The organism is Bacillus sp. ABP14 (genome assembly GCF_001831375.1).
GTDB classification, from domain to species: domain Bacteria; phylum Bacillota; class Bacilli; order Bacillales; family Bacillaceae_G; genus Bacillus_A; species Bacillus_A paranthracis.
The window spans coordinates 1,911,668-1,937,222 of sequence record NZ_CP017016.1; the positions used below are offsets into that span (position 1 = coordinate 1,911,668).

Genomic DNA, 25,555 nt, shown 5'->3' on the forward strand with positions numbered 1-25,555 from the left:
GTGATGAAAGGGTCACCGTTTATACGTGGAACGATATTTTTAACAATGGCAACGATGATATCTAAAATGTTAGGGTTTATATATGTTATACCATTTACAGCTATGGTCGGTACGAGTGGGTACGTGTTATACACGTATGCATATCGTCCATATACGATTATGCTCAGCATTGCGACGATGGGATTACCACTTGCGGTTTCAAAGATGGTATCAAAATATGATCAACTAAATGATTATCATACGGTTAAGAGAGTGCTGAAAAGTGGAATGGTGTTTATGTTTATAATGGGAGTTATTTCGTGTTTTACGTTATATATGCTAGCTCCGCATTTGGCTAAACTTGTAATCGATGGAAATGATCAAACGGGGAATAGTGTAGCGGCGGTCACTACTAATATTCAAATTGTCAGTTTTGCGTTAATACTTGTACCAGTAATGAGTTTATTAAGGGGCTTTTTTCAAGGGTTCCAATCGATGGGGCCTTCTGCTCTAAGTGTAGTTGTAGAGCAATTTTTTCGGGTATTAACCATTTTGATAGGAAGTTTTGTCGTTTTATATATTTTAAAAGCCTCTATCTCACTAGCTGTTGGTATTTCAACATTCGGTGCTTTTATGGGAGCGGTAGGTGGACTAACTGTTTTAAGTGCGTATTACATAAGGAGAAGAAAGCACTTAAAGAAAAAAGAAATGGCAAGTATACCACAAACAACGAAATCTTTTTTCTCACTCTATAAGGAGCTCTTTACATATTCAATACCATTTGTTGTGGTTGGTTTAGCAATTCCGTTGTATCAGACGATCGACACATTTACAATTAATAAATTGCTTATACAAATGGGATATATGCAAGGAGAAGCAGAGAAGATTAATGCAATAATTGGACTTGTTCAGATGGTTGTACTTATCCCAGTTTCCGTTGCGACTGCTTTTAGTATGTCACTCGTACCTGAGATGACAAAAGCTTATACAGCAGGAAATGTGAAGTTACTGTACAAACATTTTACGAGGACGAATCTATTGGTAGTAGGGATTACAGTACCAGCGACAATTGGAATGATGGTGTTAGCAAAACCAGTATATACTCTTTTATTCGGTGCCGGAAATGATCCGGAGATGGGGCGAATTATATTACAGTATTATGCTCCTGCCTGTATACTATTTTCTCTTTTTACAGTAACTGCTGCGATGTTACAAGGAATTAATCAGCAACAGAAAACAGTGCTAGGATTAGTGATTGGTATTATTGTGAAGATAATTTTAAATATTGTATTGCTACCGTATTTCGATTATGTAAGTTTTATTATTTCAACATACGCAGGTTATACGATTTCAGTTGGCTTTAACTTGTGGATGCTTTCTAAATATGTTATAAAGGCAACATAAGCTTTTTAAGGCAGAGAGCACTCTGTCTTTTTCTTTGTTTATCCCGCTTTAACGGGCAGTAAGATCCTCACCTTAAAATTCAGCGAAAGAAAAGAAGTTTGGTTGGGGGCGGGCTGCCCGTAAAAGCCCGATTGGTGAGGGCTGAAAATCAGTGGGGGGATGAAGCCCCCCACTGATTAAAGTTTCACTTTATAATATTTTTCTTATAAAAACGTTTTCAAAATAATTTTTCTATTGAAATTTAAACGTATGTTTCATATGCTGAGAATGGCGGTTCAAAAACTGTTGTTTAAGAGAGGTAGATTCCTACATGTAAAAAGAATCGGGGTGATAGTATGTTAAATATTTATTTAACAGACCGAAACGGAAAACTACAAGAGGTTGAGGAAATGCAAAAGGGTTGCTGGATTAATGTACTTCATCCAACGGAAGAAGAAATTCAATATCTAGTACAAACTTTAAATGTAGACTTAGATTTCATTAAAGACCCTTTAGATGATGAAGAACGCTCTCGTATTGAAAAGGAAGACAATAATACTTTAATAATCGTGGATATTCCAACGGTTAGACATGATGAAGAAGGAAATTCGATTTATGACACGATTCCAATAGGTATGATTGTAATGCCAGATTGCTTTGTGACAATTTGTTTAGAAGAAAATCCAATTTTTGAACGTTTTATTAATCAACGTATTAAAGAATTTTATACGTTTAAAAAGACACGCTTTGCACTTCAGCTCTTATATACAATTTCTACTTATTATTTAAGATACTTAAAGCAAATTAACAGAAAAACAATTGATTTAGAGCATCAATTAAATCAGTCGATGAAAAATAAAGAGATTTTCACATTGCTAGGTCTTGAAAAAAGTTTAGTTTACTTTACAACATCATTAAAAGCGAATAAAATCGTAATTCAAAAATTAATGCGTAACAGTACATTTTTAAAAATGTATGAAGACGATCAAGATTTATTAGAAGATGTATTAATCGAAAATAAACAGGCGATTGAAATGGCGGAAATATATAGTCACATTTTAAGTGGAATGATGAATACTTTTAGCTCCGTTATATCAAATAATTTAAACAGTGTTATGAAGCTGTTAACGTCTATTACAATCATATTATCATTACCAACGATGGTTTCTAGTTTCTTTGGAATGAACGTAAAGGTTCCGTTTGAAGGTGAGGCTCAAGGTTTTGTAATTGTACTTATAATATGTGCAACATTATCTTGCGCTTTAGCATTTGTATTTTGGAAGAAACGTTACTTTTAACGGTAAGAAAGCTGCTCTAGCATAGTTGCATAACTGCGCTAGAGCAGCTTTTTTGCTATGAAATCGAAAGTTTCGAATAGAATAAAACCTATAAAATGTAATGTATATGAGAGGGCTGAATTCCGTATAAGTCTTGTTCAATTCATAAAATGGGGTTAAAATTACATATTGTTAATGAAAAGTTGGAGGAAATACATCATGGAATTGTTTCAATTACCGAAAGCATTCCTGCAAATGAATACAATCTTTATCTCCATATTGATCGAAGCACTTCCTTTTGTGCTCATTGGTGTATTTATTTCAGGATTCATTCAAATGTTTGTGACAGAAGATATGGTAGCAAAATGGATGCCGAAAAATCGATTTCTGTCTGTTTTAATGGCTACTTTTTTAGGTATGATGTTTCCGGGCTGTGAATGTGGAATCGTTCCGATTGTTAGGCGATTAATCGGAAAAGGGGTTCCGCCATATGCTGGGATTGCATTTATGTTAACTGGGCCAATTATTAATCCGGTCGTATTATTTGCAACATATGTTGCCTTTGGAAGTAATATGCACATGGTATGGTATCGTTCTATTGTAGCGATTATCGTAGCAATTATCGTTGGAATTATATTATCATTTATGTTTAAAGAACATCAATTACCAGATGATCACTTCCCAGAAGTGAATCATAAGCGTCCATTACGTAAAAAAATGTGGGATGTATGTACGCATGCTGTTGAGGAATTTTTCTCGATGGGAAAATATTTAGTATTAGGTGCGTTAATTGCAGCGGCAGTTCAAACGTTCGTACAAACTTCAACACTACTTGCTATAGGGCAAGGGCCGTTCTCTTCACCTGCTGTTATGATGGGACTTGCTTACATTTTATCACTTTGTTCAGAAGCAGATGCGTTTATTGCTTCATCATTCCAAAGTACTTTTTCAACAGCATCACTTGTCGCGTTCCTCGTATATGGACCGATGGTGGATATTAAAAATATGTTTATGATGCTTGCGACATTTAAAACGAAATTTGTAATTGTCGTTACAGTTACAGTTACACTTGTTGTTTATGCAAGCTCACTACTCATTTATGCGATGGGGTGGTAGGTTATGTTTCGAGCATATATATTATTAGGTTTTACAATCTTAATCGCGCAGCTTCATATTTCAGGTAATATTACGAAGTATATTAATATGAAGTATGCCTATTTATCAACAACAGCAGCTATTATTTTAGGTTTCTTAACGATCGTTCAAATTATTATCGTTTTCCAAAAAGAACATGAGAAAGAACAAGGAAAACAGGATTGTAGTTGTGATCATAGCCATTGCGGGCATGACCACTCAAAAGATGAGAATACATGGTGGAAAAAAGTATTTTCGTACACATTGTTTTGTTTTCCGATTGTTTCAGGATTATTTTTCCCGATTGCAACGTTAGATTCTGATATTGTTAAAGCGAAAGGGTTTCACTTTCCTGTTGCACAAGCGGAAAGTACAGATCCATTTATGAGAAGGCAATTTTTAAGACCTGACACGAGTATATACTACGGAAAAGAAGGATACCGTGGTGTAATGGAGAAAGGGAAGAAAGAGTTTGTAACGAAAGATAGTGTTACTTTAAATGATGAAAACTTTCTAAAGGGAATGGAAACAATTTATAATTATCCTGGCGAATTTACTGGGAAAAAATTATCATTTAAAGGTTTTGTTTTCAAAGATGATTCTTCTAAAAAAGAACAATATTTCTTATTCCGTTTCGGTATTATACATTGTGTAGCAGATTCAGGTGTATATGGTATGTTAGTGAAAAAACCAGAAGGGGTAGAATGGAAAAACGATGATTGGATTCAAATAGAGGGAGAAATTTCTACTGAATTCTATCAGCCGTTCCATGCGAATATTCCTGTTTTAGAAGTAACGAAATGGAATAAAGTTGAACAACCGAAAGAGCAATATGTATTTAGAGGAGCCGATTGATCACATCGGTTCTTTTTTATGGACTAAGAGTTCTGAATGTTGTTAATATTAAATGAGTAGTTGTAATAGGCTCATACTGTTCAAGTTTGAATGGGGAAGGGAACTCTTGCCAAACTTCTTTGCTCTAGCCGAATTTTGTGGTGGGATTCTTATTGTCTACAAATAGCGGGTTAAATAATTAAAGAGGTGATAACAATGACTGAAGTAAAGGGAAAAACAGCTAATGAGTCCAGAGTGTTTAAAACGAGCCGAGTATTTCCAACAGATTTAAATGATCACAATACGCTATTTGGTGGAAAGATATTAGCCGAGATGGATATGGTTGCTTCTATTTCAGCAACGAGGCATGCAAGAAAAGAATGTGTCACAGCCTCTATGGATTGGGTAGATTTCTTACATCCTGTTCGCTCTTCAGATTGTGTTAGTTATGAATCCTTTGTAATTTGGACGGGTAGAACTTCTATGGAAGTATTTGTGAAGGTAGTAGCGGAAGATTTAATTTCAGGTGAGAAGCGTATCGCAGCAACGTCTTTTGTTACTTTTGTTGCACTGAGTAAGGAAAATAATCCAGTTCCTGTGCCGCGAGTAATCCCTGAAACAGAGGAAGAGAAAGAATTGCATCGCATTGCAGTGTTACGTGCAGAACAACGTCATATACGTAAGGCAGAGAGTAAGAAAGTAGCTACATTACTAACTTTTTGAATTGAATATTTAGTTGTTAAAGGTATTATAACAGAGCGAAATGTTCTTCATATGAAAAGCGGACACCTAAAAATAGGTGTCCGCTTTTATAGTTTTTCTATCCGCATATCATGTGACAATAACTACTTAGCAGAAGCAAGCAGCACCGACGATGATTAAGAGGATAAATAATACGACTAATAGCGCGAATCCATTACCATGTGCGAAGCCCATTGTTATTTCCTCCTTTTATTTTAAGATACAACATACAATATGCAAATGAGCTATCGTTTGATATGGACATATATCATGCAATGACATATTTTCTTGAATGATATTGTATTAAAAAAGGGAAGATATAGAAATAACAGTAAGTGGAGAAAGGAAAATATCCATGAAACACTTTTTCGTTGTAATCCTTTGTGTAATAGGTGTATTCATTTGGATGAACATCGATGTGGAAATGGGGAAAAAAATGGCTAGTGAATATGAAGTAGGACAAGTTCGATTAGGTGAATTTCAACTGTATACGAACGGTGAAGAGTTATATACGAATTTATTTGAGGATATACGTAATGCGGAGAAGTACATATATATCCATTTTTATATTGTAGGTAAAGATGAAATAAGCAAAGAGTTTTTGCAGTTGCTCGAGAAAAAGGCATCTAGCGGAGTAGAAGTGAAATTGTCAGTCGATCGAATAGGTGGATATAAGCTGAAGAAAAAGGTAATTCGTCAACTACAAAGCAATGGTGTCCAGTTTACGTTTAGTAAAAAACCTAAATTGAAACATTTATTCTATTCGTTGCATCAGCGAAATCATAGACGAATTGTTACGATAGACGGAAAAGTATCATATATCGGCGGCTTTAACATCGGAAAGGAATACCTTGGACAAGATCCGAAATTTGGCCAGTGGCGTGATTATCATGTGCGAGTTAAGGGGAATGGTGCCACGGATATGGAAAGAAAATTTGCTGCTGACTGGAAAGAAGATACGGGAGAAAAAATGCCTGTACATGAAAGTCTACCTGCAATTGGGAATGTAAAATATCAATATTTATTTTCAGATGGAAAAGGGTTATGGGAAAAATATGGAGCGTTTTTAAAGCAGGCTAAAAAGTCTTTAATTATTGCTACACCATATTTTGTACCAAGTAAAGAAATGATGAAAGAGTTAAAAGGTGCATTAAACCGCGGTGTCAATGTGAAAATTCTCGTACCATTTAAAAGTGATGCAGTATTGTTAAAACAAGCTGCCTATCCGTATTTGAGAGAGATGAACCATGCTGGGGCGGAGATCTATCAATATCGGAATGGTTTTTTTCACGGGAAAGTAACAATCATTGATGGAGAAATTGTTGATATAGGTACAGCGAATTTTGATAATAGAAGTTTTTATTTAAATTGTGAATCTAATTGTGTCGTATATGATAAAACAGTTGTTGCTGACGTATGGGATCGACTAAAAGAAGACTTCCATAAATCAAAAAGATTTTCGGAAGAAGATTTTGAGAAAATTAGTAAATGGGATTGGTTTTTAGCAAGAATAGCAAATGTTATAGCATCATATTTATAGCATATAGACAAAAAGTAGGGAGGCACTTTCATGGATTGTATGAAAGAATTGATGAGGTATAGTTATATGCTTATATATAAGGTTGGGGAGTATACAGGACAGGTAAGAGACGAAGAATTAAAGGAGCTATTACAGCATCATTTACCATATATGTTGCAAGCATATAATGAACAAGTGAATTTTCAAGAAGGAGAGAATGTACAGCATATAACTTGTGAACCAATTTCATTTCATTTTCATGAAATGGAAAAGGAAACTGATAGTAAATATACAGGTGATATTTATATTGCAACTTGTTATATTTCGCATTTGAAACGGTTAGCGTTAAAGTTTGCTCAAGTGGCAGTTGAAGTTGCAAATCCAGAATTTCGCTCGTTTTTAGAAAACTGCTTCCTGAAAATGAATCGTTATGCCTATAGTGTATGGCAATATGTCGTGAAGAAAGAGTATAAGATTAAACATGTATATGAAAATGAGAAATTTGCATAAGAGACTAAGGCGGAAAGATAGGCGCCTTAGTTTTTTACTTTTCGTGGAGAAAAATGACTATATGTACATAGTTATTATCAGAAAATTTACAAATATTTACCGTTTATTTACTATTTTTCAATCTTTCCTTTAAAAATAGAGAGTAATATGGGATTGTACATATTCTATCAAAGGGAGGAAACGCAAATGAACAAATGGGTTAAATCATTAACTGCTATGGCACTTGCAAGTTCTTTATTAATGGTAGGTTGTAGTAAAGGTGAGGACAAGAAGAAAGAAGACGATACAACAACACAACAAGAGGATAAAAAGGATAAAGAAACAAGTGGAACTGAGAAGTCTACGGATTCTAAAGAAAAGAAATAATGTAATAATAGAGCTTCCTCTTTTATGTGAGGAAGCTTTTTTGTTGTAAATTGATTGAGATTATTGAAAAATAGAGAAAGAATGAAAGAGGGGGAAAACAAATGAAAGTATGTATATTGGGAGCAACAGGGCGAGTAGGTTCAAACATAATTAAATTAGCATTAAAAGATTCAGCAGAAGTGACTGCATTAGCGCGTGATTCAAGTAGAGTAGAAATAAATCATGAAAGATTACGAGTTATAGAAGGTAATGTATTAAATGAAAATGATATAAAGAAAGCGATAGAAGGAAGCGATATAGTAATTAGTGCACTTGGAACGGATCAAAATGGGACGTTAGCGAAGAGTATGCCACAAATTATAAAGAAAATGGAAGAAGAAGGAGTTCGTAAAATCATTACAATAGGAACAGCCGGTATTTTACAAGCAAGAACAAATCTAAATTTATATCGTTTTCAATCAACGGAATCAAAGAGAAAGTCGACAACAGCAGCAGAAGATCATTTAGCTGCATATAAGATACTTAGTAGTAGTAATTTATGCTGGACGGTCGTTTGTCCGACGCATTTAATTGACGGTGATGTGACAGGTATATATCGAACTGAAAAAGATGTATTACCAGAAGGAGGAGCAAAAATAACAGTTGGTGATACAGCGCAATTTACGTGGAATCTGTGTAGTGAAAACCAATATGAGAATAGCCGGGTAGGTATTTCCTATTAAAAAACCATCCCGAAATTGGGATGGTTAAAAGACGATATAACATACAAATATGATAATCATAATGATTTGGAGAATGGCTTTCGCTACTGTACTGCTTAAAAAACCAACTACAGTAGCAACTCCTACTAGAAAGGCGTCTTTTGGCGCTTTTTTATGCATGAGTTCTGTAATAAATACAGATAAGAACGGTATGATAATTAAACCGAATGGTGGGAAGAAGAAAGATCCGACAATGATAGAAATCATACCGACACGTTCTCCCCATTTAGAACTTCCATATTTTTTTAAGAAATATCCATTTGCAATAAAATCAGCAACGAAAATGAATAGTGTGAAAATGACTTGAATAATCCAAAAAGAAGTTGTTAGTTCTCCACCATTTATACCGAAATGGTAAATGAAATATCCAGCCCAGACAGCGAGGATGCCTGGAATGATAGGGTAAATAAAGGCAAGAAATGAAACAATAAAACAGGCAATGATACAGATTGTTAATAATACTATCACTTTATAGCTCCTTCTTCGTGTCTAATTTATGTACCGCAATTTTTTTCACTTGATGTCCATCAAGTTCTAGTGCTTTAAACTGAAAACCGGCAAATTCAATGGAATAACCAGCCTCAATATTTAAGTCCACTGCTTGAGAGAGGAGCCAACCTCCAATTGTATCTAAATCACTATCATCAATATGTAGGCCAAACATATCATTCACTTCAGAAATGAGCACCTTACCGTCTAAAACAGTAAGCTTCGGCGTACGCTTTTCAATCATAGGTGATTCATCCGCATCAAACTCATCTTGAATTTCTCCAATAATTTCTTCGAGAATATCTTCCATTGTTAAAAGTCCAGCCGTACCACCATATTCATCCATAACGATTGCCATCTGAACGCGATTCTTTTGTAGATGAACTAACGTTTTGCGAATTGGAACAGTTTCAAAGACAGTTAGTACTGGATGTATGTAAGATTCAAGTGGCTTATGAATGCCCTTCGTTTGATCATGAAATACTTCTTTCGTATTGATCATACCGATAATATCATCTTTATCTTTTTCGATGATAGGGTAGCGTGTATACTTTTCAGTTGCGACGATATCCATATTTTCTTCTAACGTATTTTCAGTAGATAAGCAAATCATTTCTGTACGAGGGACCATAATTTCTTTCGCAACTCGGTCGTCAAATTCAAAAATATTATTTACATATTTATATTCGGCTTGATTTATTTCGCCGCTTTTGAAACTTTCACCTAAAATGAGTCGTAGTTCCTCTTCAGAATGGGCCAGTTCATTTTCTTTCGCAGGTTCTAAACCGAGTAGTTTTGTGAAAAAGATAGCCGTACTATTAAGTAACCAAATGAACGGGTACATAATTTTATCAAATAAAATAAGTGGTCGTGCAAACTTAAGCGTGATTGCCTCTGCTTTTTGAATTGCAAAAGACTTTGGAACTAATTCACCTAATACAACATGGAAAAATGTAATCACGCTAAAAGCGATAATAAAGGATAAAGTATTTGCCATTGTTCCAGTAATATTAATCTTTTCAAAGAGCGGTCGTAGTAAATGTTCCACAGTCGGTTCACCAAGCCAACCAAGCCCTAAAGAAGTGATTGTAATCCCGAGCTGACAAGCTGATAAATAAACATCTAAATTAGATATGACACTTCTTGCAGCTAAAGCTTGTTTATTGCCTTCATTTGCAAGCTGGTCAATTCGACTTTTTCGTACTTTTACAACAGCGAATTCTGATGCAACGAAAAAGCCGGAAATAAGGATAAGTACAATGATGAGAAAAATATTTAATATGTCCAAGTGTATTCTCTATTCCGTCGCTTGGAATAAAGATGTCACCTCCTGCAATTATGTTATACTTTTATAATAAATCCAAATGAAAAGAATAGTCAAAGAAAAAGGGTAAATATTGGTATGTTTCTGCAATGGTTTTTGAATTTGCTGTTATTTTGTCCGCTATACAAAAGGAATAACCCTCTACTTTCAGATTCTAGAGGGTTATTTCAAATTAAGGTTTTGGAATACTTCTCGTTAAAGCGTATGATTGTTGTTTAAAGTGGTTTGTCGTCCATAGTGTTTGAAGGAATGAGAGTATACAATACGGGATATACAAAAGTAATAAGCTAATTGTAACAATAATAGGTGCATTTCCGCCGAATTGAACGATAAATTGCAATAGTCCACTTGCGTGAAAAACGCATTCCATAAAAACGAATGAAAGAATAATGGAACCTAAAATAGATTTATGATTCGAAGTAAGCGCTAAAAACAATGTATCTACAAGGAAAGAAGCTTGTTTTATTTCATATTCATTTGTATTACTTAAGAAAGGAATCCATTTTTTTATTGCTTGCATAACGATAATCATGGAAGTACTACAAACGATGATAAAAGATGAGTAGTAAGGAATCTTTATAAATTTTGTGATGTATAGGAGTAGTAATAAGACTGCGCATTGTAATAATACAGTACATAAAGAATAAGGAATCCATCTTAATAAAGAAGCGAACTTTTTAACCGATTGAGGTGCTTTAAAAAATAAATGGCCAATCCCTAAGCTGATGAAGAATCCGATTGCAAGAGTAAAGGTAAAACGAACAATCGATAAAAAATATATTTCCCACATGTAAGGGAATAACGGTGTTGATTGATTAGCAGTATGTACCATCTGATTTGCTGAGAAAAAGATAGATTCGTGCATCCAATCAATCTTTGGAATTGTCATCGAAGAAAGTTGTGCGAAGTTATGGAAAATGCTTATAAAGCCGGTGATGTATGAGTATTTATGTGTAATGAATAAAGTTGGAATAGGACTAATGATAAATATAATGAGAACACCAACGATAAATTTATATATATGTGAGCGCAATAAAGACATGTAATCACCTACTCTTTGAATATTCAGAAAATTCTTATTCTTATTTTAGCTTTTTTCGGAGTAAGTTACAATATATTTTTCTTAAAGAAGTTTAGTATTGTAGTGGATAGAATTGAATGAAACGTGAATAAATTATGACAAGAAAATGAATAATTTTCAGAAAAATAAAATAAATTATTTATTTTTTTCTGAAAATATAATATAGTTATGGCACAGAAAGTATTTTAACATAAGGAGGCTGTTTATGAGGATTAAAGGGAATTATGTGCCGAAAAGGGAAGTTTTATTTTGCTCAAGTTCAATTACAGTAGGGGAAGCGCTAGGGCATTTAAATAAAACTGGTTATCGTTGTGTACCAGTTTTAGATGAAAAAAAAGAGAAATATTTAGGGAATATATATAAAGTAGATATTTTAGAATATAAAGGTTCACTGGAAGAGAGTGTATTACAACTATTAAACGATAAAGAAGGATATGTCAGAGAAGATTCTTCGTTCTTTAAAGTATTTTTTACAATAAAAAAATTACCTTATTTATCAGTAGTTGATGAAAAAAGAGTCTTTCTTGGGATTTTAACGCATAAAAAAGTTTTTGAGCTATTAGAAGATGCTTGGGGCGTTCATTCTAGTAAATATTCTGTCATGATTGGGACACAAGATTATAATGGGGCTATTCAAAAATTATCGACAGTATTAAAAAAATATACAGGTATCCAAAGTTTAATGACTTTTGATAATGATGCCTTATTAGTTCGTAGAATTATGTTTACATTAGGAGAAGAGTTTAAAGATGGTGAATTAGAGACGTTATTGAAAGATTTAGAAGATCACGGATTTAGAGTGGTGTATGTGGAAGAGATGAAAAATCCACGTGAAGTTGAAACGATAGAATAATATGCAAAAGCCGTCTAATTATGTTGGATGGCTTTTGTTATGTTATGTGTATAAAATTATTTGAAAATAACGATAGGATAATAAGTGAGTCTGAAACAATATTTGTGCAAAAGAATAAAAAATGTAGATAATTTTGATTTTCAAAAAAGTCAATTTGAAAATATGTTTTTATTTTTCAACTAAATATGTTACTATATGTGTGATAAAAACAAAGAGGTCTGACAACTATACTCCACGCAATACCACTCTAATGATTTAAAAATTCAAAAAAATCAAAAATCAAAATTAATAATTAGAGTAAAAATAAGGGGACTGGAGAAATTATGGAGAAAGACACTGCTTTGTAAGGGGCATATTTTATCAGCTTGAACAGAGAGGAGGATGCATAGCATATTGTGAAAATAGAGATAAACAATGAAAAAGTGCTATGCAAATGAAAAGCATGAAGGGACGTTTAAGGCCAGGTGATACGGTAGCAATTGGTTTAATGTTATTTGCACTATTTTTAGGGGCAGGAAATTTAATTTTTCCACCAGTTTTAGGGCAACAAGCTGGAGAGAATGTTTGGGTTGCTACAATTGGATTCCTTGTAACGGGAGTCGGATTACCCCTATTAGCTGTAACAGCTGTCGCGTTTGTAGAGGGGGACTTGAAAGCGCTATCTTCTAGAGTTCACCCTATATTTGCGTTTGTTTTCCCATTAATTAGTTATTTAGCGATTGGACCTTTTTTCGCGATTCCGCGTACGGGAGCCGTTTCATTTGAAATGGGTATGAAGCCATTTTTATCAGAAGCATTAGTTTCCGAATGGTACATGCTATTTCTTTTCACTATAATTTTCTTCGGAATAACTTGGTATTTATCTTTAAATCCATCAAAATTAGTGGATTGGTTCGGGAAATTTCTTACACCATTGTTAGTATTAATTGTTGCTGTAATTGTCGGAAAGGCAATTGTTGATCCGATTGGAGAACCAGCTGCACCGCTAGAGGCATACAAGGAAAATGCTTTCTTTGGTGGATTTATTCAAGGATATTTAACGATGGATGCAATTAGTGCGCTTGTATTTGGAATTGTAGTTGTACAAGTTATCCGCTCTAAAGGAATAAAAGAGAGTAATCAAATTGCAAAAATAACAGTAGTATCAGGTATTATCGCTGTACTTGGTTTAACGTTAATCTATTTATCACTTGCTTATCTTGGTTCAACAAGTACATCACTTGGGGTATCAGAGAATGGTGGGCTTATTTTAACAAATGTTGTAAATGAGTTATATGGAACAAGTGGTAAAATTTTATTAGGACTTGTTATTGTACTTGCTTGTTTAACAACTTCTGTTGGATTAACATCAGCCTGTGCTGGCTTCTTTACAAACTTATTCCCAAAACTTTCGCATAAAACAATTGTAACAATGGTATGTGTATTTAGTTTAATTGTATCTAACCTAGGTTTAACACAATTAATCGCAGTTACTTTACCAGTGTTAATGATCATTTATCCAGTTGCAATCGTATTAATTGTACTTTCTTACTTCCATAAATGGATTGGGAAGCGTAATACCATTTATATTGGAGCTATTTTAGGTGCGTTGTTAATTAGTTTCTTTAACGGTTTAGAAAGTGCGAATATTAAAATTGACGCGATTTCTAACGTACTACAAATGTTACCATTATATAAAGAAGGAATAGGATGGTTAATCCCATCATGTATTGGCGGGATCCTCGGTTTCTTCTTCTATAAATCAAATGAATCAAGTGAATTACAAAAGAAAGGTGCTTAGGCGCCTTTCTTTTTTTAAAGGGGATTTTTTTGTTTTGTCTAAGTAATAAATGAAAGGAGTGATAAAATGGCTAATTTTGAAGATTTTTTAACTTTGGATTTACGGATTGGGACTGTAACACATGCAGAGGAATTTAAAGAAGCGAGAGTTCCAGCGATTAAACTAGAAATTGATTTTGGAGAGCTGGGAATGAAGCAGTCAAGTGCTCAAATTACGAAGAGATATAACCCAGAAGATTTAATCGGTCAGCAAATCGTTGCTGTTGTAAATTTTCCGCCAAAGCGTGTAGCGGGATTTAAATCAGAAGTACTTGTTTTAGGAGGAGTACCTGAAGCGGGTGATGTTGTATTACTGCAGCCTAATATGGAATTACCAAATGGAACAAAAATTAGTTAATGTAAAGGCGGGGGAACATGGATATTGGACGCGAATACGTACAGTGTGCCATTTCAAATTTTGAAGCAACAAAGAAACAAGGGGAACGGGTGCTTTCACAATTATCATATGAACAGATTGAATGGTCTTCTCATGAAGCAACAAATAGCATAGCAATTATAATTAAGCATCTGCACGGTAATATGCGTTCTAGATGGACGGATTTTTTAACATCTGACGGTGAAAAAATAGATCGTAACCGAGATGCTGAATTTGAAGGTGGTTATTCTTCTAAGAAAGAGGTACTCGCAGCATGGAATGAAGGTTGGGAATATGTTTTTAAAACGATGAATGCACTAACGTCAGAACATTTATTGCAGACGGTATATATTCGCGGTGAAGCGCATACTGTCATGCAAGCAATTGAAAGACAAATTTCTCATTATGCTTTGCATATTGGACAAATGATTTACATTGGTAAAATGTTAAAAGAAAATGAGTGGGAATGTTTAAGTATTCCTAGAGGAAAGTCTAACTTTCATTTAGAGAAAAAACGTTCAACATAATAATAGGAAAGAAACCGATATAAAATTGGAAGTAAGAAAACAAGCCAAATGATAGATGGCTCTACAGTCATAAGAATGCTACCAACAATCAGCCCATATATAATAAGAAAGAAATTAATAAGTGTATTCACAGGGATAAATCGTGAGAGAAACACTTGCTGTCGTTTAAAACAATCACTATGAAATACATAAAAGCGGAAGTACCATGTGGTAGTAATAAGATCTTTCTTTCGCGTAATTCTTTTTTTGCATGTATGACAGATGAACGGTGGTTGCATTTCATTGCGCTCCATTTTTTATATTTGTAATAATGTAGGACAAAAGTAGGTATAAAGTGTATATCCCTATATACGCTCCTGATATAAGAAAAAATGGATTTAGTAAAATCCCATGGATACTTGTCATAAAAACTAAGTCTTGTATTAAAACATCATATATATGAATAGAAATGATTGTACCGAGTGCATAAAGTGCTAGATATGCTGAAATATGTAACGCAACACGGATGGTAGGATGCTTAGCAAGCCAATAAAAAATAAATGATAGTACAACGGGTAGTGTTCCTATTAGTAGTTTCAATTCATTTCACCTCATTAACAATATAGCCTGAATTTAGACGGTCTATTCTCTAGAGCTTGTACATAACTTGAAATAGAGAGGTGATAGTATGAATCGAGGCTTTTTTTATGTGAAATTCACGAGTGTACGTAAGTTAGTATTATTTATTATTGCTACAGTACTAGCGACTTTTTTTCTTATTAGTATGATGGTAACCTCTATGAAAGAGACAAAGTCAACGTATTTATATAATTGGTTAAATGAGTTATCAATGAATGGTTACATGTACGTTCTTGGGAAAGAGAATCATTATTTTACACAGGAATATCGAAATTTAAATCAAGATTTTTCAATATCTTCGTTTCTCTTTTCTATGGCTACGAATATTCGTTTTAACGATGTACGCAGTTTTGTCGGTAAAGAGCTACCTGGTTTCGGTAAGTACGATACAGAAATTGTTATTGCGGGTGAAGGAACAAATTATTCTAACTTGCCTATAGAGTCGAGCGTTCCACTTGAAGAAGTAGTAAAAGAACGGACTGGAGAAGGTGGACAGGCTCAAAAGCCGGATACGAATAAAGAGAAAAAGCAACCAGCTCAAACGACAGGAAAACGACAAGTTGCATTTATTTATCATTCGCATAGCTGGGAATCTTATTTGCCATTATTGAATTTAACAAATGATCCAAATCCGAATAAAGCCACAAGTTCCGTAACGAATATTTCAATAGTCGGCGACCGATTTCGTGAACAATTAGCAAATGAAGGAATCGGAGCAACTAACGACAAGACTGATGTTGGGCAAAAGTTGATTAGTAAAGGATTAAATAGCAATAGTTCTTATAAAATGTCACGGGAAATTGTACAAGAAGCAATGGCCGGCAATAAAGAATTACAATACTTCTTTGATCTACATCGTGATAGTGCTCGGAAAAATGTCACGACAAAAATAATCGGTGATAAATCATATGCGAAGCTTGCGTTTGTAGTAGGGAAAGGTAACAAAAACTATGAAAAAAACTTGCAATTAGCAACGGCATTACATGAGACGATTAGTAAGAAATATCCAGGCGTTAGCCGCGGTGTCATTCAAAAAGGATTCCAAACAGGAAATGGTGTCTACAATCAAGATTTGTCAGGACAAGCGATATTAATTGAAGTTGGTGGCGTAGATAATACAGAGGAAGAACTAAATCGATCGATTGATGCGCTAGCTAAAGCGTTTGGTGAATATTTTTGGCAGGCAGAAAAGGTGAATGGATAAAGTGAAACATAAATTAGTGGGAGTCTGAAAAACGTAAGTGTAATACTTACGTTTTTTCTTTGTAATGATGAGATGTCACAGAATAGACATAATTTTCCGTTGTTATAGTGATATCGAAATTTGTCAAATTATACTGGGAGATTTATAAAGGGATTTTCGGGAAAGTAGAGAAAATCTTTTTACAAGGAAAGCTTTTTATTATGAAACTGGTAGGGTGATTGAAGTGATTAGGGAAATCCAAATAGAAGATGCAGCATCATTTTTGCAATTAAGTAAGCAATTAGATGAAGAAACGAAATTTATGTTATACGAACCAGGAGAAAGAAAATTTACAGCCAAGCAACAAGAACAAATGATTCATCGCTTTATAGAAAATAAATATACAACAATATTCGTAGCAGTTGAAGAAGAGAGAATAGTAGGATTTATTTTAGTGAATGGAAATCATATTCAAAGAAAGCGACATGTAGCAAGTATTGTAATTGGTATTTTGCAAGAGTATAGCGGGCGAGGTATTGGGACTAGATTGTTTAAAGAGGTCGAGAAGTGGGCAAGATTACAAGATATATGGCGTTTAGAATTAACGGTAATGGCCCACAATACAAGAGCTCAGGCACTATATAAAAAAGTTGGATTTGAGAAAGAAGGTGTCAAAAGAGCTTCTCTTATTATCGATGGAGAGAACATCGATGAGTATGAAATGGCCAAATTATTAAAATAAGAGGTCGTTATATGAAAAAAAGATGGATACTACTTGGTATCGTAGCGATGATACTCATTGTTGGAGTAGCAGGAATTAATTATAAAATGTATAAGGATAAGCAGGCGCGCGAGGTGAATGTAAATAACATATTTCCGAAAGCGAAAGAAACGATTGCGAATATGGATGGGGATATTGCGGTAATTAGTAATCCGAATTCGATGCTTGTGCTTGTGAATAAAAGTAGGCGTTTACCAGATGGGTATAAACCGCCAGATTTAGTTATTCCGAAAGTGCGCTACTCAAGTGAAGGTGATCAAGAAAAGAAAAAAATGAGGAAAGAGGCAGCTGGTGCGCTTGAGGAAATGTTTCAGCAAGCGGATAAGGAGCGTATTTTCTTATTTGCAGTTTCTGGATTTAGATCTTTTGATCGACAAAAAGCGTTAAATACAATGTATAAAAAACAAGATGGAGAAGCAAAAACAGCAATGTCGAGTGCAGTTCCTGGAACGAGTGAACATCAAACGGGGCTTGCTATGGATATTACATCGCAATCTGCTAAGTTTCAGTTAGAGACAATTTTTGGTGAAACGAAAGAAGGGCAGTGGCTTTCTGAAAATGCCCATAAATTTGGTTTTGTCATTCGATATACGAAAGAGAAGGAGTCGCTTACTGGTTATCGATATGAACCATGGCATGTGAGGTATGTGGGGAATCCACAAGCTACATATTTATATGAAAATCAACTCACGCTTGAAGAAGTAGCGCAGTGAACAATTGAGGGGAGAGAAGGATTATGACGGTGTTATATAAGAAGAAAGTACACGCATATGTGACAAGAGAAAGAGAAGGAGCTATGCAACTGCTTGTTTTTAAACATCGTGATACACCTGAAGCTGGTATACAAGTGCCAGGGGGAACAGTTGACGAAGGGGAAACGCTAGAAGCAGCGATTTTACGTGAAGTACAAGAAGAGTCTGGGTTACGTCATTTATGCATAGAACGATTCCTAGCTGATTACATCATACATGTGAGAGAAAAAAAGGAATATGAAAAACGCCATTTCTTTCACGTAACATTACTAACAGATGTAAAAAATCGTTGGGAACATATTGTAAGTGCCGGTGAGGAAGATGAAGGCTTAGTATTTTGCTATGAATGGATTGATATTGCAAAATGCCCTGAATTAGCGGGGAAACAAGGTGAGTTTTTACATTTGTTAGATGAAGTATACGCACAGTAATAAAAGAGTCTGAAACGTAAATTCATTCGTTTCAGACTCTTTTTATTTTTCAGGAAATAAAAGGGTTTTATATTAGTGAGTTGAATTCTATTAAAGGAATTGAAGTTGTATATGCGAGGGGCGGAGAAAATGAAAAAGTAATAGAGTCATGTTATTAATAAAAGGACTTATAGAAGGAGAATGAAAATGGAGATGCAGTTCAATGCACTATTACACAAAGAATTAACAATTTATGATATACAAGCAATGATGGAAGCTGGGCAATTAACTTCAAAAGAATTAGTTATGTATTACCTTCATAGAATCGCAAAGTATGATCAAGACGGACCGAAAATCAATTCTATTTTAGAAATCAACCCAGACGCTATCTTTATTGCAGAAGCGTTAGATCATGAAAGAAAAACAAAAGGTGTAAGAGGTCCACTACACGGTATACCTGTTTTACTTAAAGACAATATTGAAACGAATGACTCTATGCATACAAGTGCAGGTACAATTGCGCTAGAACAACATATAAGTAGTGAAGATGCATTTCTCGTTACGAAGCTGCGAGAAGCAGGAGCAGTGATAATAGGGAAAACAAATATGACAGAATTAGCAAATGCAATGTCATTTGAAATGTGGGCTGGATATAGTGCAAGAGGTGGGCAAACAATAAACCCTTACGGTACGGGTGAGGATGATATGTTTGTTGGTGGCTCAAGTACAGGATCTGCCATAGCAGTTGCTGCTAACTTTACAGTAGTATCGGTTGGAACAGAAACAGATGGTTCTATTTTGAGTCCAGCTGTTCAAAACTCTGTAGTCGGTATTAAACCGACTGTTGGTTTAATTAGTCGTAGAGGTATTATTCCATTTACGTATTCGCAAGATACAGCGGGGCCATTTGCTAGAACAGTAACAGATGCTGCTATTTTGCTAGGGAGTTTAACAGGGATAGATGAGAAAGATGTAGCTACTCGTAAAAGTGAAGGGATAGCAGAACATGATTATACAAAGTATTTGGATGTTAACGGTTTAAATGGAACAAAGATTGGTGTATATAACAACGCACCAAAAGATTATTATAAATCTGGTGAGTATGATGAGAATTTGTTTAAGGAAACAATTGAAGTATTACGTAGTAAGGGTGCGACAGTCGTAGAGGATATTAATATTCCATCTTTTCATAGAGAATGGAGCTGGGGAGTATCGCTCTATGAACTAAAGCATAGTTTAGATAACTATCTTTCGAAATTACCTTCTACTATTCCAGTACATTCTATTTCAGAGTTAATGGAGTTTAATGAAAATATAGCAGAAAGGGCTTTGAAATATGGACAAACTAAGTTAGAAAGAAGAAAAGATTTTCCTAATACGTTAAGAAATCCAGAGTATTTGAATGCGAGATTAGAAGATATATATTTTTCACAAGAACAAGGCATTGATTTTGCACTGGAAAAATATAATCTTGATGCGATTCTGTTCCCTTCTTATATAGGCTCCACTATATGTGCGAAAGCAGGTTATCCGTCTATAGCAATACCTGCGGGATATATGGATAACGGGAGACCATTTGGAATTACGCTTGCAAGCACTGCTTTTCGTGAGGGGACTTTAATTAAACTCGCATACGCTTTTGAACAAGCGACAAAGCATCGGAAATCTCCTAACTTATCATAAATAAATAGGGCAGGAAATCCTGTCTTATTTATTTTGTTCATTAAAGTAACATGTTTTTTTGCTTTGTCTTATCATATTTTAATAAGTTAAATGATAAACAAGCAGAGCACAATATAAGGATTGAAGCGAGAATATAGATTGTACGAACACCGAACAAATCGGTAATAATGCCAACACTCAGCATAGAAAGGCCAGAAGCTGTTGAGAGAAGAGCGCCGTGAGCTGTATACATCTTTGATAATAAAGATGGAGCGACGCTGGATTGTAAAACAGTTGTTTGAGAAATATCTCTAATTTGGTAACATGGGCCCATTAGAATGCATAGGAACAGCGCAATAAATCCGCTACTTGTTATACCATATAAAAATGTAAGAATACTAAACAGAAGAGAGCCTATCGCCATAGAGCGTATTAAATTGTTTTGAATGTATGTACTTATTTTCCACGCTAATAGACCGCCAATTAACGTCCCAACATAATAACTTGTATTAATAAATCCCCACCATTCTTCTCCTTTATGAAGGACAGTTGTTACATAAGCCATCGTAATAGCACCGATCCATATCGTCCCTGCAAAAGTTTCAATTAAGTCCATACATGTAACAGTACGGAGAGAAGGGTTTTGAAATAAGAGCTTCCAACCTTCCAATAAAGTATCACCTTTTGAAGAAGAAGGCTCTATTACTCGTTCAGTATGTATGGATCGTAATGAAAAGTGTAGTGCAACACATCCGAAAATCATCAAAATATTATTCATCATGAGTGTAGAAGAAGCACCGATAAGAAGCACAATAACACTTGTAAATGAATAAGCAGCGGCTTGTGCAATTTGTGTGGAAAAGGAAAAAATACTATTTACTTTTACTAATTTTTCTTTCGGTGTAAGGTGCGGAAGAATACCGTATAGTAATGGAGCGCTCCAGCCACTACATAATGAAATGAAAAAAATGAAAATGAATAGTACTACAATGTTTGTGGAAAGGACCGGGAATAATATCATTAATAAAAATAATAGAGCAGTTTTTATCCATTGTAGTGTAAACAGTAATGAATAAGATGGAAAACGATTCAATATAAGTGGTGCAGATGTATTTGCTATAAGATTAGTTATGACTTGTAATAATGGAAAAAGAGCAGTTAATGTAGCTGATTTCGTTGTGATATACATATGAGTTGTAATAATCATTACGTATACGATGTCAGCGAGAGTAATGCATATTTTCGATCCTAAATAGTAAGTCAATGAACGTTTTTGCAATAAGTACACACCCTTTCTGGGGGAAATATGACAGTAGTTATAATAATTATAATTTGAAAAATAAATTTTGAAAGAATTAAATTTTTTGTCACTTTTTGAAAGGGATTTTCATGTATAATGAAGAATATATTAATATAGTATTTTAATAATACTCATTGTAACAGTGAAAATGTACAATAGCTTGTAGTAAGCGCCCATGTATGAGAAAGGGCGGATAAACCATTCTTTTCTTCATATACATATAGAAAATGAGAAAGAAAGTGAGGGTTGCAAATGGCTGCTTGGGTAATTTGGTTTATAATAGCTGGTATTTTATTTATTGCGGAAATGCTGTCGATTACATTTTACATGCTTTGGCTTGGAATTGGAGCTGTTGTCGGAGGTCTTATTGCTTTGTTTGTTCCTGAAGCACTACTGTTACAAGTTGTTGCTGGTGCGATTGTAAGTTTAACATTGACTTTCTTTACGAAAAGAATATCAAAAAACTTTCGGGAAGCAAAAGGTTTTACTGATACAGTAGATATGCTTGCAGGTAAAAAAGGGATTGTTATGCAAGCGATTACAAATGAGGCGAACGGCATTGTGAAAGTGGATGGAGATACTTGGACAGCTATTGCAGATGATCCAATTGATGCCGGAGAAAAAGTTATTGTTATAAAGAGGCATAGTACTATATTACAAGTAAAAAAGGAGAGTGAATAAATATGGTAGCATTAACGTTAACGATTATTTTTGCACTAATTGTTGTTACATTTATCGCATTAACAATTAAAATTATTCCACAGCAAAAAGTTGGAGTCGTTGAAAGATTTGGTAAGTTTCAGCGGGTTATGCAGCCGGGATTAAATTTATTAATTCCGATTGTGGATCGCGTTCGCGTATATCACGACTTGCGTATTCAACAAACGAATGTACCACCGCAGAAGGTAATTACGAAAGATAATGTACAAGTGGAAATTGATACAATTATTTTCTATCAAGTCGTTGAACCGGAACTTGCGACATATGGTATTTCGAACTATGAATACGGTGTACGTAACATTACTTCAGCAACGATGCGTCAAATCATTGGTAAAATGGAACTGGATGAAACGTTATCTGGTCGTGAAAAAATTTCAACAGAAATTCGCTTAGCACTTGATGAAGCTACAGAAAAATGGGGCGTTCGCATTGAACGTGTTGAAGTTGTCGATATTAATCCGCCGAAAGATGTGCAAGCATCAATGGAAAAACAAATGAAAGCAGAGCGTAATAAACGTGCGATCATATTAGAAGCTGAAGCTGCAAAACAAGATAAAGTCCTTCGTGCTGAAGGGGAAAAGCAAAGTAAAATCTTAATGGCTGAAGGGGATAAAGAAGCACGTATTCGAGAAGCAGAAGGTATTAAAGAAGCAAAAGAATTAGAAGCGCAAGGGGAAGCAAGAGCGATTGAGGAAATTGCGAAAGCAGAACAAAATCGAATTGAATTACTTCGTGAAGCAAATTTAGATGAGCGTATACTTGCTTACAAATCATTTGAATCATTAGCTGAAGTTGCGAAAGGGCCAGCAAATAAAGTCTTTATTCCATCTAATGCAATTGAAACACTTGGTACTCTCGGGGCAATTGGAGAAATCTTTAAAGAAAAACAAGCGAAGAGATTACCTTCTTCAGATACACCAAACGAACAATAAGAGTGGAAAGAGAAATGGGAAGCCGTTTCTCTTTTTATTTTTTATGATTGCTTTAATTTATCCCGCGTTAACGGACAGTAAAACTCCCACCTCAAAATTCAGTTGGAGCAAAGAAGTTAGGTGGGAGATCGACTGTCCGTAAACGTCCGATTGGTTCAACTAATAATCAGTGGGGGATGAATAAAACCCCCACTGATTAAATTTTCACTTTATAGATTACTTTGTTCATTCTTAGATGGATGGGGATTGTTTTTATTGTTTTGAAAAATTTTAATAATATGTTAAAATTTAACCTTAGTTTTAAGGAGAGAAGGGGGAATAAGAATGCAAATACTACTAATACGCCACGGAGAATCAGAAGCTGATATTTTAAACGTACATGAAGGACGAGCTGACTTTGAATTAACAGAAAAAGGAAGAAGGCAAGTGCAAAGGCTTGTACAGAAAGTGAAAGCAGATTTCCCGCCAGATTTCATTTGGGCAAGTACATTAAAACGGGCTCGCGAAACAGGTAAAATGTTAGCAGAAGGAATTGGATGCCCAATTCAATTAGAAGAGGAATTAATGGAGTTTAATAATGGAGTGCAAGCAGGTCTTTCGTTTGAAGAAGCAAAGAAATACCCAGAGCCAAAGTTCCTTCATGATCGTTTTGAAAACGGGGAATCATTTATTGAATTTAGAATGAGAATAGAAGGAATCTTTTCTAAAATCGTGACAGAGAATACATATGACCGAATTGCAATTGTTGCACATGGTGGTGTAATAAATAGTCTATTACGTGCGTTTTTCAAAATGCCCATTTCAATGGATTATTATTTTAAAATGGGAGATACGGGAATAAGCTTAATTGAAATGGATGGCGAACAAAAAACGGTACATTTTATTAATGATACGAATCATTTGGACGGGATGTAAAGACCTATGTACAAGATAGTGTTTTTTGATGTTGATGGAACACTTTTAAGTGAGATTGATAGAAGTATGCACGACAGCACAAAGGAAGCGATACGAAGATTAATGGATAAAGGGATTCACGTAGTTGTTACTACAGGGAGACCATATAGCTTATGTTCGCAATTTAAAGAGCTGGGCATACATACAATTATTTCTGCAAATGGTGCACATATTAAGTGTGAGGAAACGGTTCTACATAAATCAGTACTTTCAAGTGAAATCGTTCATGATATCTCAGAGTTTGCAGAATTACATGGTCACGGTATTTCTTATTTTACCGAGGATTTTACAATGAACGGAATAGCGTCAGATAATGAGCGTGTAATGCAAGCGCTTAGCGAGACGTTGAATTTAGAGAAGTATCCGGAAAAAAGCAGGGATTTGTCAGAAGAAATCTATTGTTTATGTCTGTATGCAGATGAAATAGAAGCTCAAAAATTTCTTGAAAGATATCCAGCACTTACGTTTGAACGTTTTCACGGTTACGTTATGAATGTGCTGGAAGATAATAAAGTATCGAAGGTAACTGCGATTCAAAAGGTATTAGAACACCTAAACATTTGCAAATCAGAAGCCATTGCTTTCGGCGATGGTAGAAATGATATTGAGATGTTGCAGTATGTAGAATTAGGTATTGCGATGGGGAATGCTGGAGAAGAGTTAAAAACAAGAGCTGATTTTGTTACAAAGAAGGCGAGTGAAGGTGGTATTTTATTTGCCTTAGAGAAGTTTCATATCGTCTAACATACCTTTATTGAAATAAAGGTATGTTAGGATCTTTTATATGCTCACATAGTAAAATATGAACTTGTCCACGATGATGATAAAAGTGTGTAACAATTTCCAGCAACCATTCAAAGCGTGAATAAGAAATACCCCAATAAGCAGTCTTAATTTCTGCTAATTGTTCATTGGAATAAGATAAAAAAGTTTTAGAAAGTAAATCGTAGCCCTGTATCATCGTTTGTTGTATTTGCATAATTGTTTCGGGTGTTTGTTCTTTATAGAAAGTATGTAGCTCTTTTTCTGTAATACCATTTAAAATGAGTAAATCAGCATGGCAAATAAGAGAAAGATGTGCACACATTTCAAATAATGATCGCTTCGAGTGAATTGGTTGTATTTTTAATTCGTCTTCTTTATATTGGTTAAGCATTTGAATAGAAGTATCGACAGCAACTTTCAGTTGATGCAATGCAGATTGTACAAACATTGTAATTCTCCTCTTCTCCGTATATAATAGTTTCTTGAGGGTATTATATCGTACTCAA

30 protein-coding genes are annotated in these 25,555 nt (G+C 34.7%); 22 read left to right on the forward strand and 8 right to left on the reverse strand.

Annotated elements, in window-relative coordinates; translation table 11 throughout:
* Nucleotides 1–3 precede the first annotated feature (3 nt).
* From BGI23_RS09995 to BGI23_RS10015, 5 genes are all read left to right on the forward strand, one after another.
* Nucleotides 4–1,383 carry a putative polysaccharide biosynthesis protein gene (locus tag BGI23_RS09995; RefSeq protein WP_070805842.1) on the forward strand — a complete coding sequence of 460 codons (1,380 nt, stop codon included), beginning with the start codon at nt 4–6 and terminating at the stop codon, nt 1,381–1,383.
* 335 nt (nt 1,384–1,718) lie between these two features.
* Entirely contained in the window at nt 1,719–2,660 is a 942-nt protein-coding gene (locus BGI23_RS10000) for a magnesium transporter CorA family protein (protein ID WP_000932396.1), read from the forward strand.
* A gap of 198 nt (nt 2,661–2,858) precedes the next feature.
* Nucleotides 2,859–3,755 (forward strand): permease, encoded by an 897-nt coding sequence (locus tag BGI23_RS10005; RefSeq protein ID WP_070805843.1) that lies wholly within the window; start codon nt 2,859–2,861, stop codon nt 3,753–3,755.
* Nucleotides 3,756–3,758: 3 nt separating this feature from the next.
* Complete coding sequence (locus BGI23_RS10010) at nt 3,759–4,628, forward strand: TIGR03943 family putative permease subunit (RefSeq protein ID WP_000488049.1); 870 nt, start codon at nt 3,759–3,761, stop codon at nt 4,626–4,628.
* Between the two features lie 195 nt (nt 4,629–4,823).
* The gene (locus BGI23_RS10015; protein WP_000141167.1) at nt 4,824–5,330 is read left to right on the forward strand and encodes an acyl-CoA thioesterase; all 507 of its coding nucleotides are present in this window, start codon (nt 4,824–4,826) and stop codon (nt 5,328–5,330) included.
* A 126-nt stretch (nt 5,331–5,456) separates the two neighbouring features.
* Here BGI23_RS10015 and BGI23_RS27275 read toward each other — a convergent pair whose 3' ends face one another.
* Nucleotides 5,457–5,543: a YjcZ family sporulation protein gene (locus BGI23_RS27275; RefSeq protein ID WP_000505094.1), complete on the reverse strand. Its 87-nt coding sequence runs from the start codon at nt 5,541–5,543 to the stop codon at nt 5,457–5,459.
* 160 nt (nt 5,544–5,703) lie between these two features.
* Here BGI23_RS27275 and cls point away from each other — a divergent pair, with 160 nt between their 5' ends.
* The 4 genes from cls (at nt 5,704) to BGI23_RS10035 (ending at nt 8,465) form a co-directional block, all read left to right on the forward strand.
* Complete coding sequence (gene cls, locus BGI23_RS10020) at nt 5,704–6,888, forward strand: cardiolipin synthase (RefSeq protein ID WP_000680142.1); 1,185 nt, start codon at nt 5,704–5,706, stop codon at nt 6,886–6,888.
* Nucleotides 6,889–6,918: 30 nt separating this feature from the next.
* On the forward strand, nt 6,919–7,377 hold the full coding sequence (locus tag BGI23_RS10025) for a spore coat protein (RefSeq protein WP_000340559.1): 459 nt from the start codon (nt 6,919–6,921) through the stop codon (nt 7,375–7,377).
* 186 nt (nt 7,378–7,563) lie between these two features.
* Nucleotides 7,564–7,743: a hypothetical protein gene (locus tag BGI23_RS10030; protein WP_001045960.1), complete on the forward strand. Its 180-nt coding sequence runs from the start codon at nt 7,564–7,566 to the stop codon at nt 7,741–7,743.
* A 101-nt stretch (nt 7,744–7,844) separates the two neighbouring features.
* The gene (locus tag BGI23_RS10035) at nt 7,845–8,465 is read left to right on the forward strand and encodes an NAD(P)-dependent oxidoreductase (RefSeq protein ID WP_070805844.1); all 621 of its coding nucleotides are present in this window, start codon (nt 7,845–7,847) and stop codon (nt 8,463–8,465) included.
* 24 nt (nt 8,466–8,489) lie between these two features.
* Here BGI23_RS10035 and BGI23_RS10040 read toward each other — a convergent pair whose 3' ends face one another.
* The 3 genes from BGI23_RS10040 to BGI23_RS10050 form a co-directional block, all read right to left on the reverse strand.
* Nucleotides 8,490–8,972 carry a DUF456 domain-containing protein gene (locus BGI23_RS10040; RefSeq protein ID WP_048552152.1) on the reverse strand — a complete coding sequence of 161 codons (483 nt, stop codon included), beginning with the start codon at nt 8,970–8,972 and terminating at the stop codon, nt 8,490–8,492.
* A 1-nt stretch (nt 8,973) separates the two neighbouring features.
* Nucleotides 8,974–10,281, reverse strand: coding sequence for a hemolysin family protein (locus tag BGI23_RS10045; protein ID WP_000353746.1), 1,308 nt, complete (start codon nt 10,279–10,281; stop codon nt 8,974–8,976).
* 208 nt (nt 10,282–10,489) lie between these two features.
* On the reverse strand, nt 10,490–11,359 hold the full coding sequence (locus BGI23_RS10050) for a hypothetical protein (RefSeq protein WP_000055302.1): 870 nt from the start codon (nt 11,357–11,359) through the stop codon (nt 10,490–10,492).
* Nucleotides 11,360–11,603: 244 nt separating this feature from the next.
* Between BGI23_RS10050 and cbpA the strand changes: the two genes are divergently transcribed.
* The 4 genes from cbpA (at nt 11,604) to BGI23_RS10070 (ending at nt 14,972) form a co-directional block, all read left to right on the forward strand.
* Nucleotides 11,604–12,251, forward strand: a complete 648-nt coding sequence (gene cbpA / locus BGI23_RS10055; protein WP_070805845.1) for a cyclic di-AMP binding protein CbpA — start codon at nt 11,604–11,606, stop codon at nt 12,249–12,251.
* 442 nt (nt 12,252–12,693) lie between these two features.
* Nucleotides 12,694–14,031, forward strand: coding sequence for a branched-chain amino acid transport system II carrier protein BrnQ4 (gene brnQ4 / locus BGI23_RS10060; RefSeq protein ID WP_014297788.1), 1,338 nt, complete (start codon nt 12,694–12,696; stop codon nt 14,029–14,031).
* Between the two features lie 66 nt (nt 14,032–14,097).
* Entirely contained in the window at nt 14,098–14,427 is a 330-nt protein-coding gene (csaA, locus tag BGI23_RS10065; RefSeq protein ID WP_001263033.1) for a chaperone CsaA, read from the forward strand.
* 17 nt (nt 14,428–14,444) lie between these two features.
* Complete coding sequence (locus BGI23_RS10070) at nt 14,445–14,972, forward strand: DUF1572 domain-containing protein (protein ID WP_016717285.1); 528 nt, start codon at nt 14,445–14,447, stop codon at nt 14,970–14,972.
* Here BGI23_RS10070 and BGI23_RS10075 read toward each other — a convergent pair.
* Complete coding sequence (locus BGI23_RS10075; RefSeq protein WP_041184102.1) at nt 14,945–15,250, reverse strand: hypothetical protein; 306 nt, start codon at nt 15,248–15,250, stop codon at nt 14,945–14,947. The genes BGI23_RS10070 and BGI23_RS10075 overlap by 28 nt on opposite strands.
* A gap of 1 nt (nt 15,251) precedes the next feature.
* Nucleotides 15,252–15,551, reverse strand: coding sequence for a hypothetical protein (locus tag BGI23_RS10080; protein WP_000770750.1), 300 nt, complete (start codon nt 15,549–15,551; stop codon nt 15,252–15,254).
* An 88-nt stretch (nt 15,552–15,639) separates the two neighbouring features.
* Here BGI23_RS10080 and spoIIP point away from each other — a divergent pair, with 88 nt between their 5' ends.
* The 5 genes from spoIIP to BGI23_RS10105 all read left to right on the forward strand — a co-directional run bounded on the left by spoIIP (nt 15,640) and on the right by BGI23_RS10105 (nt 20,399).
* On the forward strand, nt 15,640–16,794 hold the full coding sequence (spoIIP, locus tag BGI23_RS10085) for a stage II sporulation protein SpoIIP (RefSeq protein WP_001079296.1): 1,155 nt from the start codon (nt 15,640–15,642) through the stop codon (nt 16,792–16,794).
* Between the two features lie 223 nt (nt 16,795–17,017).
* Nucleotides 17,018–17,515: a GNAT family N-acetyltransferase gene (locus BGI23_RS10090; RefSeq protein ID WP_044790771.1), complete on the forward strand. Its 498-nt coding sequence runs from the start codon at nt 17,018–17,020 to the stop codon at nt 17,513–17,515.
* An 11-nt stretch (nt 17,516–17,526) separates the two neighbouring features.
* Nucleotides 17,527–18,267, forward strand: coding sequence for a M15 family metallopeptidase (locus tag BGI23_RS10095; RefSeq protein ID WP_070805846.1), 741 nt, complete (start codon nt 17,527–17,529; stop codon nt 18,265–18,267).
* Nucleotides 18,268–18,290: 23 nt separating this feature from the next.
* Nucleotides 18,291–18,737 (forward strand): NUDIX hydrolase, encoded by a 447-nt coding sequence (locus BGI23_RS10100; protein WP_070805847.1) that lies wholly within the window; start codon nt 18,291–18,293, stop codon nt 18,735–18,737.
* Nucleotides 18,738–18,923: 186 nt separating this feature from the next.
* Nucleotides 18,924–20,399, forward strand: coding sequence for an amidase family protein (locus tag BGI23_RS10105; protein WP_070805848.1), 1,476 nt, complete (start codon nt 18,924–18,926; stop codon nt 20,397–20,399).
* 40 nt (nt 20,400–20,439) lie between these two features.
* Here the strand turns inward: BGI23_RS10105 and BGI23_RS10110 are convergent, their stop codons facing one another.
* On the reverse strand, nt 20,440–21,657 hold the full coding sequence (locus tag BGI23_RS10110) for an MFS transporter (RefSeq protein WP_070805849.1): 1,218 nt from the start codon (nt 21,655–21,657) through the stop codon (nt 20,440–20,442).
* 273 nt (nt 21,658–21,930) lie between these two features.
* Between BGI23_RS10110 and BGI23_RS10115 the strand changes: the two genes are divergently transcribed.
* The 4 genes from BGI23_RS10115 to BGI23_RS10130 all read left to right on the forward strand — a co-directional run bounded on the left by BGI23_RS10115 (nt 21,931) and on the right by BGI23_RS10130 (nt 25,028).
* Nucleotides 21,931–22,359 carry an NfeD family protein gene (locus tag BGI23_RS10115; protein ID WP_000741991.1) on the forward strand — a complete coding sequence of 143 codons (429 nt, stop codon included), beginning with the start codon at nt 21,931–21,933 and terminating at the stop codon, nt 22,357–22,359.
* Between the two features lie 2 nt (nt 22,360–22,361).
* Nucleotides 22,362–23,330 carry an SPFH domain-containing protein gene (locus BGI23_RS10120; RefSeq protein WP_000226264.1) on the forward strand — a complete coding sequence of 323 codons (969 nt, stop codon included), beginning with the start codon at nt 22,362–22,364 and terminating at the stop codon, nt 23,328–23,330.
* A gap of 324 nt (nt 23,331–23,654) precedes the next feature.
* On the forward strand, nt 23,655–24,245 hold the full coding sequence (locus BGI23_RS10125) for a histidine phosphatase family protein (RefSeq protein WP_070805850.1): 591 nt from the start codon (nt 23,655–23,657) through the stop codon (nt 24,243–24,245).
* A 6-nt stretch (nt 24,246–24,251) separates the two neighbouring features.
* Complete coding sequence (locus BGI23_RS10130) at nt 24,252–25,028, forward strand: Cof-type HAD-IIB family hydrolase (protein WP_070805851.1); 777 nt, start codon at nt 24,252–24,254, stop codon at nt 25,026–25,028.
* A gap of 7 nt (nt 25,029–25,035) precedes the next feature.
* Here the strand turns inward: BGI23_RS10130 and BGI23_RS10135 are convergent, their stop codons facing one another.
* Nucleotides 25,036–25,497 carry a DinB family protein gene (locus tag BGI23_RS10135; protein WP_000498022.1) on the reverse strand — a complete coding sequence of 154 codons (462 nt, stop codon included), beginning with the start codon at nt 25,495–25,497 and terminating at the stop codon, nt 25,036–25,038.
* Between the last annotated feature and the right edge of the window lie 58 nt (nt 25,498–25,555).